Genomic DNA, 15,501 nt, shown 5'->3' with positions numbered 1-15,501 from the left:
AAGCTTGTATTTCGTTCCGCGTAAAATGTGGTCATTCGAGGACAATGAATGGAATTCAGAACATGTCGCAGGCACTGGGGTGCTGAGTTTATTTCCGATGACGTTGTACGTTTTCGCGTCTGGGCAGAAGGGCAAAAAGATCTCACGTTGCGTTTAACCGATACCGACATTCCCATGGCGGCGGTGGGCGACGGCTGGTTTCAGATTGACGTGCCCGGCATCAGGCACGGTACGACGTATCAGTTTGTTTTACAGGATGGAATGGCGGTGCCGGACCCGGCCTCGCGCGCGCAGCAGGCTGACGTCAATGGCCCGTCGGTGGTGATCGACCCGCGTCGCAGCCTGCCCGCTCAGCGCGAATGGCAAGGACGACCGTGGGAAGAGACGGTGATCTACGAGCTGCATATCGGCACCTTCACCGGGGAAGGAACCTTCAGGGCGGCCATCGACAAACTGCCTTATCTGGCCGAACTGGGTATTACGCAACTGGAAGTGATGCCCGTGTCCCAGTTCGGGGGCGCGCGCGGATGGGGGTATGACGGTGTACTGCTGTATGCCCCGCACTCGGCTTATGGTACACCGGATGATTTTCATGCCTTCATTGATGCCGCCCACGCGCTCGGGCTTTCCGTGGTGCTGGATATCGTACTCAACCACTTTGGCCCGGAAGGGAATTACCTGCCGTTGCTCTCGCCGGCGTTTTTCCATCAGGATCGTATGACCCCGTGGGGCAACGGTATTGCCTATGAGGTTGAAGCTGTCCGGCAGTACATCGCTGAGGCGCCGTTATTCTGGCTCTCGGAGTATCATCTTGACGGTCTGCGCTTCGACGCCATCGACCAGATCCATGACGACGCTGAGACCCATATTCTTCCCGAGATAGCGCAACGGATCCGCGACGCCTTTCCGGATCGGCATATCCATCTGACCACCGAAGACAGTCGCAACGTGATTTTCCTGCATCCGCGTGATGAGCATGGTCAGACGCCGCTTTTCACCGCCGAATGGAATGATGATTTTCACAACGCCGCGCATGTCTTCGCGACGGGAGAATCACACGCCTACTATCAGGATTTTGCCTTTGAGCCGGAGAAAAAACTGGCGCGGGCGCTGGCAGAAGGCTTTGTCTACCAGGGGGAAATCTCGCTTCAGACCGGGAAATCGCGCGGGGTAGAGTGTCGCGAGCAACCCCCACAGTTTTTTGTCGATTTTATTCAGAATCACGACCAGGTCGGCAACCGTGCCCAGGGGGAGAGGCTTATCTCTCTGGCTGGGGCGGATAAAACGCGCGTGCTGTTCGCGGCGCTGCTCCTGTCGCCCCATATTCCGCTGCTGTTTATGGGCGAGGAGTATGGCGAAACGCATCCGTTCCTCTTTTTCACCGACTTCCACGGCGACCTGGCGAAAGCGGTGCGGGAAGGGCGCGCGAAAGAGTTTATCGGCCATGCCGGGCACGATGAAACCGTACCGGACCCCAATGACGTAAATACCTTTATGCGGTCGAAGCTTGACTGGAACAAGGCAGACACGGAGGAAGGCAGGGCGTGGCTGCACGTCACGCGCGAGCTGATTGTGCTGCGTCAGCGCTTTATCGTCCCGTTACTGAAACAGCGGGGCACCGTGGAGGGTAACGTCCTGCAAACGGCGCTCGGCATGGTTGCCGTGAGCTGGCGTTTTCCGTCCGGCACGTTGTCGCTGGCGCTGAATATCGGCAAAAAGCCGCTCGCCTTACCGGACCTGCCCGGAAAAACGATCTTTAGCTGGCCGGAGGCAGTCGAAAACCTGCCGCCGAACAGCATTGTTGTTCGCTTTGCTGATGGAGAAGCAGCGCTATGATCCCTTCCTCTACTTACCGAATTCAGTTTCGCAACGGCATGACCTTTGACCGCGTGGCAGACCTGATTCCGTATATGAAAGACCTCGGTATCAGCCATCTTTACGCGTCGCCTGTTTTCACCGCAACCACGAATTCCACCCACGGCTATGACGTGACCGACCCCAACGAAATTGACCCGGCGATTGGCGGGCGGGAAGGGTTTGACCGCATGGCGGCGGCGCTGAAACAGGCGGGGATGGGGCTGATTCTGGATATCGTTCCTAACCATATGTCGACCTCGCTGGAAAACCGCTGGTGGCGCGATGTTATCGAACATGGCAGGCAGAGCCGCTATGCGGCGTATTTTGATATCGACTGGTCCCGACCGCTGACGTTGCCGTTTCTTGGCGACACCTTTGAAGCCGAGCTGGAGCGGGGGACTATCACCTTAAAACGTGACAGTGTCACAAACAGCGCAGCGCTGGTTTACTATGATACCGCCTATCCGCTTAATCCCGGCACGTATGCCGAAGGCAAGAGCATCGCTGAGATCCACGAGGCGCAAAGCTGGCGGCTGATGTCCTGGCGTGAAGCGCCGAAACAGCTTTCATGGCGTCGCTTTTTTGAAATCACCGGGCTGGTCGGCGTGCGGGTAGAGGATGAGGCGGTATTCGCAGATACGCACCACCTGATCCTTGAGCTTGTCCACGCCGGGGTTGTCGACGGCCTGCGCATTGACCATGTGGACGGGCTTGCCGATCCGCTGGGCTATTTGCAGCGACTGCGTGCGGCTACCGGACCGGATTGCTACATCACGGTGGAAAAAATCCTCGCCAAAGGGGAACAGCTTCCTCCGGAGTGGCCCATCTCAGGTACTACGGGTTATGAGTTTATCGCCTCCCTGGCGGAAGTGCTGGTGGATGATACCAACCTCTCGCGGCTGGAGATGCTCTACGACGAGACGCTGGGTACGACCGTGGACAGGCAGGCGGAACTTCGCAACGCCAAAGGGCTGATGACCGATCGTAATTTTGAGGGTGAATTTACCACGTTGCTCAAAATAGCCAGCGAGCTGGCCGGGCATAACGGTGCAGAAGTGGAGCATGAGGATATCCGCCATGCCCTGCGTGAGCTGCTTATCGCGTTTCCGGTGTATCGCACCTACGGCACCGCTGAGGGACTGACGCCACCGGATGTGGCGCTGCTCAGCCGTGTGGTCGCCAGCGTCAACGCCTCTGAACCCGCTCTGAGCCTGATCGTGCGTATTCTTACTGGCGATCTGCCGGAGCATGACCACGCGCTGGCCTCGCTTTTCCGCACCCGTTTTCAGCAACTGACCGGGCCGCTGATGGCGAAATCGGTAGAGGATACGCTGTTCTTCCGCCATAACCTGGAGCTGGCCCTGAACGAAGTCGGCGCCGACCCGACGCCGCGCGCGTTTTCACTTTCCCGTTTTCATCAGGAGATGCGCATTCGACTTGCCCGCCAGCCCGATGCGCTGCTTGGAACTTCCACCCACGACACCAAACGCGGCGAGGATGCACGAGCTCGTCTGTATACGCTGACGGAAGCGCCAGATCTGTGGGGAGAAAATCTGGCGCGCTGGCGGCAGATGAACCAGACGCAGGTCCGATTCCTCAACGATGGCACCGCGCCGAACGCCGCCGACACCTGGATGATCTTCCAGGCGCTGGCGGGCGTCTGGCCAGCAACCCTGTCGCCTGAGGATCGTGATGGCCTTAAGTCACTGGAAGAGCGTTTCCTCGGCTTTATCGAGAAAGCCCTGCGCGAGGCCAAGCAGCGTACCGACTGGATCGACAGCAACGAAGGTTACGAGAGCGTGGTCCTGGACTACGTGCGCCATCTGCTTTCCCCGGATAACACCCTGTTCCTGCGTGATTTCAGTGCCGCACTCCAGCCGTTTATTCGGGCTGGGTTAATGAACAGCCTGAGCCAGACGGTGATCAAGCTGACTGCGCCTGGCGTACCAGACATCTACCAGGGCAGCGAGGGGCTTAACTTCAGCCTCGTCGACCCGGATAACCGCCGCGAACCGGATTTCGCCGCACTGGCGGAAAACCTCAGCGTAGCGGATGGCACCGTTTTTAACGATGCGCAACGCTGGCGAGACGGCAGCGTGAAGCAGTACGTTACCGCCACGCTGTTACGGCTTCGGCCACATTACCCCGCACTTTTCCGCTACGGCGACTGGCTGCCGCTGAAGGTAACCGGTGAGCGGGAGGAGAATCTGATCGTTTATGCCCGCATAAAAGATGACGAGGCGCTGATCGTCGCCGTGCCGCGTCTGGTGTTTGACGTCACCGACAATGCGTTGCTGTGGGCCAACACTATCGTGGCCATACCCCAGGAGTTGGCCGGGAAGCACTACCGGGATCTGTTTACCGGTGAGCGTCGCCTTCTGCCAGAGACGCTGGATTTAACGTCTGAAAAGGGATGTTTGTTGGTTCTGCTTACCTGCGACTAATCGAGGAGAACAAAAATGCCAAAGGATACAACGTTTGAAATTCGGGCCGGTCATGGCCAGCAGTTGGGCGCAAATTATGACGGGAAAGGGGTAAACTTCGCCCTGTTTTCCGCCCACGCGGAGCGGGTGGAGCTGTGTCTGTTTGATCCTTCGGGAAAAACAGAAATCGCCCGACTGGAACTGCCGGAATATACCCATGAGGTCTGGCACGGCTATGTGCCGGATCTGAAACCGGGGGCGCTGTATGGCTACCGTGTGTATGGCCCCTACGATCCGGAGAACGGTCACCGTTTTAACCCCAATAAGCTGCTTATTGACCCCTATGCCCGTGAACTGGTGGGTGACATTGAGTGGAACGATGCCCACTTCGGCTATGAGCTGGGACACGATGAGCTGGATCTCAGTTTTGACACGCGAGACAGCGCGCCATTTACGCCCAAATGTAAGGTCATCGACCCCAATGCCGTTGACTGGCATGACTCACGCCGGCCCGATATCACGTGGCCGCATACCGTGGTCTATGAAAGCCACGTAAAAGGCTTTACCCAGCTTAACCCGGCTATTCCGCCTGAACTGCGCGGTACGTTTGAGGGGATGGGGCATAAAGCCTCGGTGGAGTACATCAAAAGCCTCGGCATTACCTCGGTCGAGCTGCTACCGGTTCACTGGTTCCCTGACGATCAGCACCTGCTCGATCGCGGCCTGAAAAACTTCTGGGGCTATAACTCGCTCGGTTTCTTTGCGCCAGCGTCCCGCTATTACGGCCCGGCGGGCATCCAGGGTTTCCGCGACATGGTGCGTGCCTATCATGACGCGGGCATCGAGGTGATCCTCGACGTGGTCTATAACCACACGGCGGAGGGCAACGAGCTGGGACCAACCCTGTCGTTTAAGGGGATTGATAACTTCTGTTATTACCGCACCATGCCGGATCAGCACCGGTATTACATCAACGACACCGGCACCGGGAACACCGTTAATACTTCGCACCCGCGCGTGTTACAGATGGTCATGGACTCCCTGCGCTACTGGGCGGAGTCGATGCAGATTGACGGTTTCCGCTTTGACCTCGGGACCATTCTCGGACGTGAGCCAGAGGGGTTCGATCCGCGCGGCGGCTTCTTTGATGCCGTGACCCAGGATCCGGTGCTGTCGAAGCTGAAGCTCATCGGTGAGCCGTGGGATATCGGCCCCGGCGGGTATCAGGTGGGGGGCTTCCCACCTGGCTGGGGTGAGTGGAACGACAAATACCGCGATACGGTACGTGAATACTGGAAGGGGGATAACGTTTCTAACGATTTTGCCGCCCGTCTGTTAGGGTCCGGTGATTTGTACGATCTGCGCGGGCGTCGTCCGTGGGCCAGCGTCAATTTTATCACCGCGCATGACGGCTTCACGCTGAACGACCTGGTATCGTACAACGAGAAACATAACGCCGATAACGGGGAAGATAATAACGACGGACATAACGATAACCGTTCGTATAACTACGGCGAGGAAGGGCCGACGGAAAACCCGGATATCATTGCCACCCGCGAGCGGCAAAAGCGCAACTTCCTCACCACGCTCTTCTTCTCGCACGGCACGCCGATGCTGCTGGCAGGCGATGAGTTTGGCCGGACGCAAAAGGGCAATAATAACGGCTATTGTCAGGACAGCGAGATCTCCTGGGTAAACTGGGAAGGACTCACTGAAAACGACGAGAAGCTGCGCGACTTTACCCGTCGGTTGATTGCCCTGCGCGCGACGCAGCCGCTGCTGCGACGTGAGAACTGGCGCGACGGGCTGGAGATCCGCTGGTTTAACGCCGGCGGCGGACCGCAGCAGTCGGAACAGTGGGACGAGGGTTCCACCCTTGGTCTTGCCATCAGCCGTCCTGATCTTGAGCAGGAAGAGGGCGTCTGGCAAGACGTGCTGATGCTGTTTAACCCGTTTGAAGGTACGGTGCCATTCCAGATCCCGCAGTTTGGCGAAGGGGGTTGGGTGCTCGAACTCTCGACGTCGGAGGATGCCCCCACGGGGGAAATCATCACTGAATCTGTCGATTACGAGCTGGCCGGGCGGAGTATCACCCTGTTCCGCCGTCCTTAAAGCGAAGCCGCCGCGCGTGCGGCGGTATCATACAGGGAGGAGATCGCGCGGAGTAACTGCGCGGTCTCGCCAATCGACGCGCCCGGAATACCGCTTTCCGCATGAATGTTGATCAGGCAGGCCTCCCGCACCTCCCGGTACTTCATGCACAGCGCTTTTCCCTCCTCCGTAGTGGAGAAAAAAAGCTCTTTTCCCGCTTTCTCGCTGGTGACGTAGCCCGCCTTGACCAGCTTTTTCAGCGCATACGTCACCACGTGGGTATCTTCCACGTTCAGCACAAAGCAGATGTCAGCCAGCTTTTTCTTACGGTTGCGGTGATTCACGTGGTGCAGAAGCGAAACATCAAAGGCCCCCATATCCGGTTCACCCGCTGCGGTCATGCAGCGCACCATCCATTTGTTAAACGCATTGCTGGTCATGATCAGCGCATATTCCAGCTCTGATAATTCAGCACACCGCTCTGAGACGAGATGACGGGAGGAGACGATTCGCCCGTCCGCAATATCGTCGTGGTTTAACGCTGTCGTCTTTTTCTTTACTGTCATAACGATCCTTCCCCCGAAATGTAAACCCGTCGATAAAATAAGAACATTTTATTGATAAATTGTTTACATGTTTTTGACGTTCAGATATAGCTTTTTAGTGCAGGTTCTGTGGAGCCTCACGCAAAACACAACATCGCGCGCCGTAATGCACCGGCTTCGCTCTGCTGCGAAGTATAAAAAATAGCCGTCGGCGCGCAACGCTCACTTTGGATAGGGTAACGTTTATGGACAGTTCTACACTGTTGCCACTTATCGGGATTCCGGTGGTGGTTATTGGTTTTGCACTGCGTTTCAACCCGCTGCTGGTTGTCGTGGTGGCGGGCCTGGCGACGGGCCTGCTGGTTGGCATGGATTTCGGTATGCTGCTGGAAACCTTTGGCGAAAAGTTCGTGAATAGCCGCTCGCTTGCCACCTTCATTCTGATCCTGCCGGTGATTGGCCTATTGGAGTATTACGGGCTGAAAGAACGCGCCCAGGCCTGGGTCGCGAAGATCGCCAGCGCCACCTCGGCGCGTATCCTGATGCTCTACTTTGTTGCCCGCGAAGGGACGGCTGCGCTGGGCCTGATGTCGCTTGGCGGCCACGCGCAAACGGTGCGTCCGCTGCTGGCGCCGATGGCGGAAGGGGCAGCTCTGAATGAATACGGGGAACTGCCGCAGACTATCCGCGACAAAATCAAAGCCCATGCCGCCGCGTGTGACAATATCGCGGTTTTCTTTGGGGAAGATATTTTTATCGCCTTTGGCGCGGTACTGCTGATTGATGCGTTCCTGAAAGAGAACGGGATCGAGGGGATCGAACCGCTGCATATCGGCCTGTGGGCCATTCCGACCGCCATTGCGGCACTGATCATCCATATGACGCGTCTGCTACGCCTCGATGCCAGCATTCGTCGCGACGTGATGGCCTGGAAAGCAGAGCAGGGTACGCAGGAGATCGCACCATGATGACCCTCATCACCATTAACCGTGTGTACTACCTGATCGGCTTCGTCGTGATGCTGCTGGTTGTGATGACCCTTCGCGATCGCGCTAACCCGAAACGCTATACCACGGCGCTGTTCTGGTTTCTGTTTGGCGGGATCTTCCTGTTTGGCGATCTGATGGTGCAGGAGCTGGGTAAGTCCCTGGCGTATCGCATTATTGGCGGCGCCGTTATCGTGATTGCGCTGCTGGCCGGTTTCGGGCTGGTCGGGAAGGGGCGTTATAAAATGTCCACCGAGGAGGAGCGCGTTGCCTCGTCGAACCGGCTGAAAAACTGGCTGTTTTTACCGGCACTGATGATCCCCGTGGTAACGGTCATCGGGACGCTATTTCTGAAAGGCGTGTCGATTGGCGGTGTCTATCTGCTCGACCAGAAACAGCTTACGCTGGCGGCACTGTGCGTAGCCTGTGTGGCAGCTATCCTCACCGGCTGGTGGCTGACAAAAGGTACGCCGCTGCATGCGGTTCGTCAGTCGCGTCGGCTGGTCGATACCATTGGCTGGGCGGTGATCCTGCCGCAGATGCTCGCCATGCTCGGCGGGGTGTTTGTGGTGGCGAATACCGGCGAATCGGTACAAAAGGTGGTCAGCCTGTTTGTGAACCCGGACAGCCGCTTCATGCTGGTGGTCATTTATTGCGTGGGGATGGCGCTGTTTACCATGATCATGGGTAACGCCTTCGCAGCCTTCCCGGTGTTAAGCGCCGGTATCGCTCTGCCATTCCTGATTAACGTCCATCACGGTAACCCGGCGCCGCTGCTGGCTATCGGTATGTACGCTGGCTATTGCGGCACGCTGATGACGCCGATGGCCGCCAACTTCAACATTGTGCCCGCCGCGCTACTGGAGCTAAAAGACAAATATCAGGTTATCAAGATCCAGATCCCGACCGCGTTAACCCTGCTGGTGGTGAACGTGTTCTTAATGTATTTCCTCGTGTTTCGCTAAGGAGCTGCAATGGAATTAACGCAACATCAGGCTGACGCCTTCGCCAGAATGCCGTTGACCTATTTACGTCAGGAATACCCGAACCACATTATGCATCTGCTCAACGATGACGGCGACGTTCTGCCGCCTCGCGAGCTGCACCCGATCTTTTACGGCTGTTTTGACTGGCACTCTGCGGTGCACGGCTACTGGCTGCTGCTGCGCTGCCTGCGTCTCTGGCCCGAACTGCCGTGCCGGGAAGAGATCATCACTCTGTTCGAAGAACACCTGACCGACGAGAAGGTGGCGAAGGAGTTGGCCTATTTTACCGCGCCGTTCCGCGCGTCGTTTGAGCGGCCTTATGGCTACGGCTGGCTGCTGGCGCTGGCGCAGGAGCTGAAGCAATCGTCACTGCCGCAGGCGGAGCGCTGGTACCAGACGCTGCAACCGTTAACGCGGGATATTCGCCAGCGGCTGGTGGATTACCTCAGCAAGCTTACCTATCCGATCCGCGTCGGGACGCACTACAACACGGCGTTTGCGCTCGCGCTGGGGCTGGATTATGCCCGGGCGGTGAACGATGACACGCTTGAGCGCGCCATCCTGGACGCGGCAACGCGGTTTTACCTCGCGGACACGCAATATCCTGCGCATTATGAGCCGGGTGGCGACGAGTATATCTCCGGAGCGCTGACCGAGGCCCTGCTGATGAGTAAGGTGGTGGAGGATTTCCCGGCCTGGTTCGATGCGTTTCTGCCTGAAGTGGGCGCCGTTTCTGCGCTGATGAACCCGGCAGAGGTGAGCGACCGCACCGACCCGAAAATCGCGCATCTGGACGGTCTCAACCTCAGCCGCGCCTGGTGTATGAAGCACATTGCCCGTGCTCTGCCGGAAAATCATCACGCCCGGAAGCCATTACACGATGCCGTTGCGCGCCATCTCTCGGCAAGCGTGGAGCATGTTGTCGGCAGCCACTACAGCGGCGGCCACTGGCTGGCGAGTTTTGCGCTGCTGGCGCTGGAGTAGCGCTTAGTTATATTTTCGTGCTCATCCTGTTTCCGCAGGATGAGTGATTTTACGCAACCGACTCGCGCTGACGACGACCGCTACCGCAGAAGCTGCGGCTGCGACCCATAGCGCAACATGAATTGACCTTTCATCTGCGGCCAGCAGAACGGCCACGGCGGCGGCGCCCAGACACTGCCCGAACGTGCGCATAATGGATAAAACACCGGATGCATAGCTCGCATGCTCACGAATAACGTTGGAGAGCATTTCCCGGTTATTGGGACTCTGAAAGCAGCCAAACCCCATGCCGCATACCAGACTCCGCAGGCAGATATCCCACATTGTAGGGCGGTCGGGTAATGTCGCAAGAAGGATCAAACCCACGACAAAAATCACCAGCCCCAGGGTGGATATCGCCGGGGCTGAAATCGTGTCCGCCCACCGGCCTGCATGCGGCGCAATCAGTACGATCCCTAGCGGCCACGGCGTAAACAGCAGGGCAGACAACACCGGACTGTAGCCGTATTCGCTCTGAAACAGGAAAGGCAGTGCAATAAAAGTGATCCCCTGGCTGACAAAAGCAATCATTGACGTGAAGGCCGCGAGGGTAAAACGTTCATTTTTAAACATCGTCGGCGGCAGCAAGGGGTTATCCGTGCGGCGGATCTGCCAGATAAACGCCATGCCGCTCAGCGCAGCGAGCACCGTCCAGCAAAGACTGCCGGGGTGATAAGTAGCCTCCTGGAGGCTGTTCGCCGCCATGATCGTCGACCCCAGCAGCAGCGCCGACAATATGGCGCCCGGGGTGTCGAAGGGCGCTTGCTTTCGAACCGCATCCCACGGCAGCGCTTTGACCGCCAGCAGTAAGGCGAGGGTGCCGGGAACCACGTTTATCGCAAACAGCCATTGCCAGCTCAGGGTGTGAAGGATCGTACCACCCAATACCGGCCCGATAGCGGAGCTGGAGGCGATGAGCAGAGCGTGTAACCCCAGAATGCGGCCAAGTAATCGCCCGGGAAATACGGATCGCAGGATTGCGGGGGCAATACTCAGCGTCGCCGCGCCGCCGATCCCCTGAAGCACGCGCATACCGATGAGCACTTCGGGCGTCTTCGCCAGCGCGCAACCCAGCGATGTCAGGGTAAAGGTTGTCAAACCTGCCAGAAAAACGGGGCGATAACCCAGGCGGGCCGCAAGCGCCGCGAATATTGCCAGCGACGTCGCGGCCGCCAGCAGATACCCGTTGGCGAACCAGACAGCAATACTGGCAGGTACCTGCATCTCCTGGTCCATGGAGGGCAGGGCAATGTTGATCATGGTGCCATCAAACACGCCCATTAAGGTGGTGGTCATAATTGCGGCCATCACCCGTGCGCGCGCCGGGCCAGGCAGTCCTTCGTCGCCGGGTTGACTGGAAAAGAGCGTCATCAGGTTGTCCTCTGAGAAGAGTGTATGGATGACAAAACTATAAAGATGGCTTTTACAGGGCGGAAGGCGCACCATTTGCACTTTATCGTTGCATGAAACGCCTTATCTGAATGCACAGGAATGAGCGCTATGACCGATCCAGATTTTAACTTACTGATTTCACTCGACATATTGCTGAGCGAAGCGAGTGTCGCAGGTGCGGCACGCCGTCTGAACCTCAGCACCTCGGCCATGAGCCGGACATTAAGCAGGTTACGCGACGTTACAGGCGACCCGATCCTGGTGCGCGCCGGGCGTAACATGGTACTAACCCCGTGGGCCGAAGCGACCCGGGATCGCGCCAGGCGTGCAGTGCACGAGACCAGGGCGGTATTGCAGCCCTCAACTGAAACGTTCAGCGCGCGAAGTCTGGCGCGTCTTTTTACCATCAGGGCAAACGATGGTTTTGTGGTGGCGTTTGGGCCTGCGCTTATAGCGGCTGTGGCCGACGCCGCGCCGGACGTCTGTATACGCTTCGCGCCGAAGCCGGAAAAAACGTCGCGCTATCTTCGGGAAGGGCTGGTTGATCTGGAGATTGGCGTCCAGAGCAATATGGGGCCTGAAATACGGCTGCAACGACTGTTTGAGGATCGGTTTGTGGGCGTCGTGCGTAAGGGGCATCCGCTGGCTAATCAGGCAGAAATAGGGGTGAAGGATTATGTCGCCTGGGGCCATGTGGTAGCGTCACCTGAGGGCGCGTTGCACGGTTCCGTTGACGATGCGCTGGCCGAACTGGGGACAAAACGTAAAATCGCCAGCGTCGTACCGGGATTTCCGACGGCGCTGTCCGTGGCGCTGGCATCAGATCTTATTGCCATGATACCCGCGCTCTATTTACTCAATCAGCAGATAACGGAGCAGTTACACGTTTTCGAGCTGCCGTTCAAAAGCCGTCGTATTACGGTTTCACAGATGTGGCACCCAAGAATGGAACGCGACCCTGGTCACCGCTGGCTGAGAGAGCAAATTCTTGCGATATGCGGTGTGGAGAGGTCAGACATGATAAAGAGCGCTGTATAGCGATTGCTATACACGCCGCTTATGTTATGCTTGTAAAGCAATTGCTATACAAGAGGTATACCCATGAAATCAGATGTTCAACTCAATCTCAGAGCCAAAGAATCCCAGCGGGCGCTTATCGATGCCGCCGCAGAGATCCTCCATAAATCACGTACAGACTTCATTCTGGAGATGGCCTGTCAGGCAGCCGAGAATGTGATCCTCGATCGACGTGTATTCAATTTTAACGATGAACAGTACGCAGAGTTCATTGACATGCTTGATGCCCCGGTCGCGGACGATCCTGCCATAGAAAAACTGCTGGCAAGGAAACCGCAGTGGGACGTGTAACAGCGCCAGAGCCCTTATCCAGCGTCCATCAACTGGCGGAGTTCGTCAGCGGAGAGGCCGTGCTTGACGAATGGCTAAAACAAAGAGGTCTGAAAAACCAGGCGCTCGGCGCAGCCCGAACGTTTGTCATTTGTAAAACGGGCACGAAGCAGGTCGCGGGATTTTACTCACTGGCTACCGGCAGCGTTAACCATACGCAAGCGACAGGTAATCTGCGGCGTAACATGCCGGATCCCATTCCCGTGATTATACTTGCCCGTCTGGCTGTTGATGTCTCGTTACGCGGAAACGGGTTGGGAGCCGATTTACTCCACGATGCGGTTTTACGCTGTTATCGGGTAGCTGAGAATATCGGGGTGCGGGCGATCATGGTTCATGCACTCACTGAGGAAGCCAAAGCGTTTTATATCCACCATGGTTTTAAAGCCTCGCAGACTCAGGAACGGACACTGTTTCTCCGGCTTCCTCAGTAGAGGCAAAGGAAAGGGTGGTATGCGATGGGCTTATCTGATGAGTGATAGGATTCATAATATTTCATTTAACATAATATACATTATGCGTACTAAGATTAATTAAGAACAAATCCAGCCGTTTCGGGCCCAGCCTTGTTCTGCTCATTCAGCGAATTATGCCCATAGATTCTATGCCATCAACGTTCATAACTGTCGTTACAGTCTTGCGTGTTCTCTACGGCAGTCACCTGCACATCCTGAAAGCGCAACCCATCCACACCGGAAATTTTCCCAAACTCTGTCGCGTCAATAAAAATCCCCTCCAGCGTTAACCCGGCCACAGGACGCTCCGGATACCCCGCAATGAAAAATGCCCGCGAGAAATATTTGTTGTCTGAGCGACGCGCCGTCATATTTTTAATCGTCAGTCCGCTGACCTCAGTAAGACCGGCTTCGCCCTCAACACCTTCAGCCAGCTTGCGCCAGTGTTCTGGTTTATCAGATAAATTGCTCTGGTCGCCATAGCTGTACTGCGGAAACCAGTTCAGCTGGATCAGCACCGGAAAACGTACGTCCGTAAGACGTAAATTTTGGACGGTGATATCACGGATAAACCCGCCACGGTTGCGGGCCGACTTAATGCGGAACCCGACGCCCGTTCCGTTAAACGCGTTATCTTCTATCAGGACGCGTTCAATGCCACCTGAAGTTTCACTCCCCAGCGTGATCCCGGATCCCTTATTCAGCGTACATCCTCGAATCACTATATCCCGCGCGGTACGTGCTTTTTGCGCCGCTTCGCGTCCTCGTCCAGATTTGATGCAAATATTGTCGTCATTGCAGGACACAATGCAGCGTTCAATCCGCGCCTGTTCGCAGGAGTCGACGTCAATCCCGTCGGTGCTCGGCCCCGCAGAATTGCTGATTTGCACACCCTCAACCGCGATACGGCGCGAATAACAGAGGTGTATGTTCCAGAATCCGGACTCCCGACTGGTAAAATCACGCAGCAGAATGTTCTGGCTTTCAAAGACCAGGATATTGCGCGGGCGCTGACAGTCGTAATCAACCACCCAGCGTAATCCTCTGGCGCTGTAATCGCCAACCATGCCGCTGCGTTCGTCATCGCCCCAGAAGCGTTGCCACCAGATGACACCCTGCCCGTCTATCGTACCTGTACCGGTAATGCTGACGTTTTCACAATCGATGATATTAATAATCCCTGCCGGCCAGCGCATATCAATGCCGGCCACCCGGGTGTTTATCAGGGGATAATCAGCCAGATCCTGGCTTCCAACGAGCTGTGCGCCAGCATCCAGGCGAAGCGAAACACCGCTTTTCAGAAACAGTGCGCCGGTCAGAAAACGGCCTTGCGGAATAACAATGACATCGTTCTCTTGAGCACTGTTTATGGCCTGCTGAATGGCAGACGTTGACAGGCGTTGCGCGGTTGGGTCCGCGCCACACGCCAGAATGGAGATCGCTTTCATGGCTTGTCCTTAAACAGATGAAAGCCTTAGTCTAGAAATCCGCGTGAAGGATAACCTTTGTCTGTTTGACAGCCTGGCGGTCAGGCTGGCAAAAAAGCGGTTATTTACTGGCTTGCGATCACCGTAACGCCCTTTTCTTTCATGGCGCTCACCCAGCGTTCATCCGTTGTGTTTTCAACAACCAGCGTATTCACCAGCGACAGGTCGCCAATCACGAACGCCGAGGCCGTGTTGATCTTTTCCGGCGAGGCCAGTACCACCGTTTCCGCCGCTCTGCCGGAAAATGCACGTTTGATGCACGCTTCTTCATAATCTCCGGTGGTCAGCCCGGCCTCAGGATGCACGCCGGTGACACCCATGAAAAACAGATCCGCATGAATATTATTGATGCCTTCAATTGCGGCCGCGCCGACCGTGACGATGGAGTGTTTATACAAACGACCACCGATCAGGATCACCTCTATGCTCGGATGGCCGACCAGACCCAATGCGATACCCGGGCTGTGCGTCACCACGGTTATCGGTAAATCGGGTGGCAAGAATGTAATAAGTTCGGAGGTGGTCGTCCCGCCATCAATGATCACCACCTGCCCCGGTGAAATGAGCTGCGCGCCTCGCCGTGCCACGCGTTTTTTTGCATCCATTTTGACGGACTGACGCTCGGCAAAAGGCGCAATCGCTGAAGATGCTGGCAGTGCACCGCCGTGAACACGCTGCAAACGCCCTTCTGCCGCCAGTTCACGTAAATCCCGGCGGATAGTGTCCTCAGACACCGAGAAAAAGAGGCTGAGCGCAGTTGACTGGACCTGGCCTTCCGCCTCCAGTTTTTCCAGAATCAACTGTTTACGCTGGCTTGTAAGCATGATTTATTCCTGATGTTGCACGATA

General features: G+C 56.7%; 13 protein-coding genes. 9 read left to right on the top strand and 4 right to left on the bottom strand.

The window, feature by feature from the left end:
• Window positions 1–48 precede the first annotated feature (48 nt).
• From treZ to glgX, 3 genes are read left to right on the top strand one after another with little or no spacing between them, the layout of a single operon-like run.
• A complete protein-coding gene (treZ, locus tag ACOTXD_RS16010) occupies window positions 49–1,836 on the top strand; it encodes a malto-oligosyltrehalose trehalohydrolase (RefSeq protein WP_003857112.1) in 1,788 nt (595 codons plus the stop codon).
• Window positions 1,833–4,301 (top strand): malto-oligosyltrehalose synthase, encoded by a 2,469-nt coding sequence (gene treY, locus ACOTXD_RS16005; protein WP_061856105.1) that lies wholly within the window; start codon window positions 1,833–1,835, stop codon window positions 4,299–4,301. Before treZ ends, treY begins: the two co-directional genes overlap by 4 nt.
• A gap of 15 nt (window positions 4,302–4,316) precedes the next feature.
• Window positions 4,317–6,392, top strand: coding sequence for a glycogen debranching protein GlgX (gene glgX, locus ACOTXD_RS16000; RefSeq protein WP_421766459.1), 2,076 nt, complete (start codon window positions 4,317–4,319; stop codon window positions 6,390–6,392).
• Here the strand turns inward: glgX and ACOTXD_RS15995 are convergent.
• Window positions 6,389–6,937 (bottom strand): winged helix DNA-binding protein, encoded by a 549-nt coding sequence (locus ACOTXD_RS15995; RefSeq protein WP_003857118.1) that lies wholly within the window; start codon window positions 6,935–6,937, stop codon window positions 6,389–6,391. The two genes, glgX and ACOTXD_RS15995, sit on opposite strands and share 4 nt — an antisense overlap.
• A 224-nt stretch (window positions 6,938–7,161) precedes the next feature.
• Between ACOTXD_RS15995 and ACOTXD_RS15990 the strand changes: the two genes are divergently transcribed.
• From ACOTXD_RS15990 to ACOTXD_RS15980, 3 genes are read left to right on the top strand one after another with little or no spacing between them, the layout of a single operon-like run.
• A complete protein-coding gene (locus tag ACOTXD_RS15990; RefSeq protein ID WP_003857121.1) occupies window positions 7,162–7,884 on the top strand; it encodes a DUF969 domain-containing protein in 723 nt (240 codons plus the stop codon).
• The gene (locus ACOTXD_RS15985; RefSeq protein ID WP_003857123.1) at window positions 7,881–8,867 is read left to right on the top strand and encodes a DUF979 domain-containing protein; all 987 of its coding nucleotides are present in this window, start codon (window positions 7,881–7,883) and stop codon (window positions 8,865–8,867) included. The genes ACOTXD_RS15990 and ACOTXD_RS15985 overlap by 4 nt, the downstream gene beginning before the upstream one ends.
• Before the next feature lie 9 nt (window positions 8,868–8,876).
• On the top strand, window positions 8,877–9,872 hold the full coding sequence (locus ACOTXD_RS15980) for a DUF2891 domain-containing protein (RefSeq protein WP_023314163.1): 996 nt from the start codon (window positions 8,877–8,879) through the stop codon (window positions 9,870–9,872).
• Window positions 9,873–9,893: 21 nt separating this feature from the next.
• Here ACOTXD_RS15980 and ACOTXD_RS15975 read toward each other — a convergent pair whose 3' ends face one another.
• Window positions 9,894–11,282, bottom strand: coding sequence for an MFS transporter (locus ACOTXD_RS15975; RefSeq protein ID WP_061856107.1), 1,389 nt, complete (start codon window positions 11,280–11,282; stop codon window positions 9,894–9,896).
• A gap of 129 nt (window positions 11,283–11,411) precedes the next feature.
• Between ACOTXD_RS15975 and ACOTXD_RS15970 the strand changes: the two genes are divergently transcribed.
• The 3 genes from ACOTXD_RS15970 (at window position 11,412) to ACOTXD_RS15960 (ending at window position 13,144) form a co-directional block, all read left to right on the top strand.
• Window positions 11,412–12,341, top strand: a complete 930-nt coding sequence (locus ACOTXD_RS15970) for a LysR family transcriptional regulator (RefSeq protein WP_058647872.1) — start codon at window positions 11,412–11,414, stop codon at window positions 12,339–12,341.
• 63 nt (window positions 12,342–12,404) lie between these two features.
• The gene (locus ACOTXD_RS15965) at window positions 12,405–12,671 is read left to right on the top strand and encodes a DUF1778 domain-containing protein (RefSeq protein WP_003857131.1); all 267 of its coding nucleotides are present in this window, start codon (window positions 12,405–12,407) and stop codon (window positions 12,669–12,671) included.
• On the top strand, window positions 12,659–13,144 hold the full coding sequence (locus tag ACOTXD_RS15960) for a GNAT family N-acetyltransferase (protein ID WP_032609220.1): 486 nt from the start codon (window positions 12,659–12,661) through the stop codon (window positions 13,142–13,144). Before ACOTXD_RS15965 ends, ACOTXD_RS15960 begins: the two co-directional genes overlap by 13 nt.
• A gap of 176 nt (window positions 13,145–13,320) precedes the next feature.
• On the opposite strand, the gene ACOTXD_RS15955 is transcribed toward ACOTXD_RS15960, so the two are convergent.
• Together ACOTXD_RS15955 and ACOTXD_RS15950 are read right to left on the bottom strand one after the other, a co-directional pair.
• Window positions 13,321–14,613, bottom strand: a complete 1,293-nt coding sequence (locus ACOTXD_RS15955; RefSeq protein ID WP_045896810.1) for a glycoside hydrolase family 28 protein — start codon at window positions 14,611–14,613, stop codon at window positions 13,321–13,323.
• 104 nt (window positions 14,614–14,717) lie between these two features.
• Window positions 14,718–15,476 (bottom strand): DeoR/GlpR family DNA-binding transcription regulator, encoded by a 759-nt coding sequence (locus ACOTXD_RS15950; protein WP_003857136.1) that lies wholly within the window; start codon window positions 15,474–15,476, stop codon window positions 14,718–14,720.
• Between the last annotated feature and the right edge of the window lie 25 nt (window positions 15,477–15,501).

The organism is Enterobacter cloacae complex sp. CDL013 (assembly GCF_049238805.1).
Lineage (GTDB): Bacteria > Pseudomonadota > Gammaproteobacteria > Enterobacterales > Enterobacteriaceae > Enterobacter > Enterobacter hormaechei_C.
The sequence above is the reverse complement of the archived record's forward strand: the minus strand, read 5'-3'. Positions and strand labels throughout refer to the sequence as shown.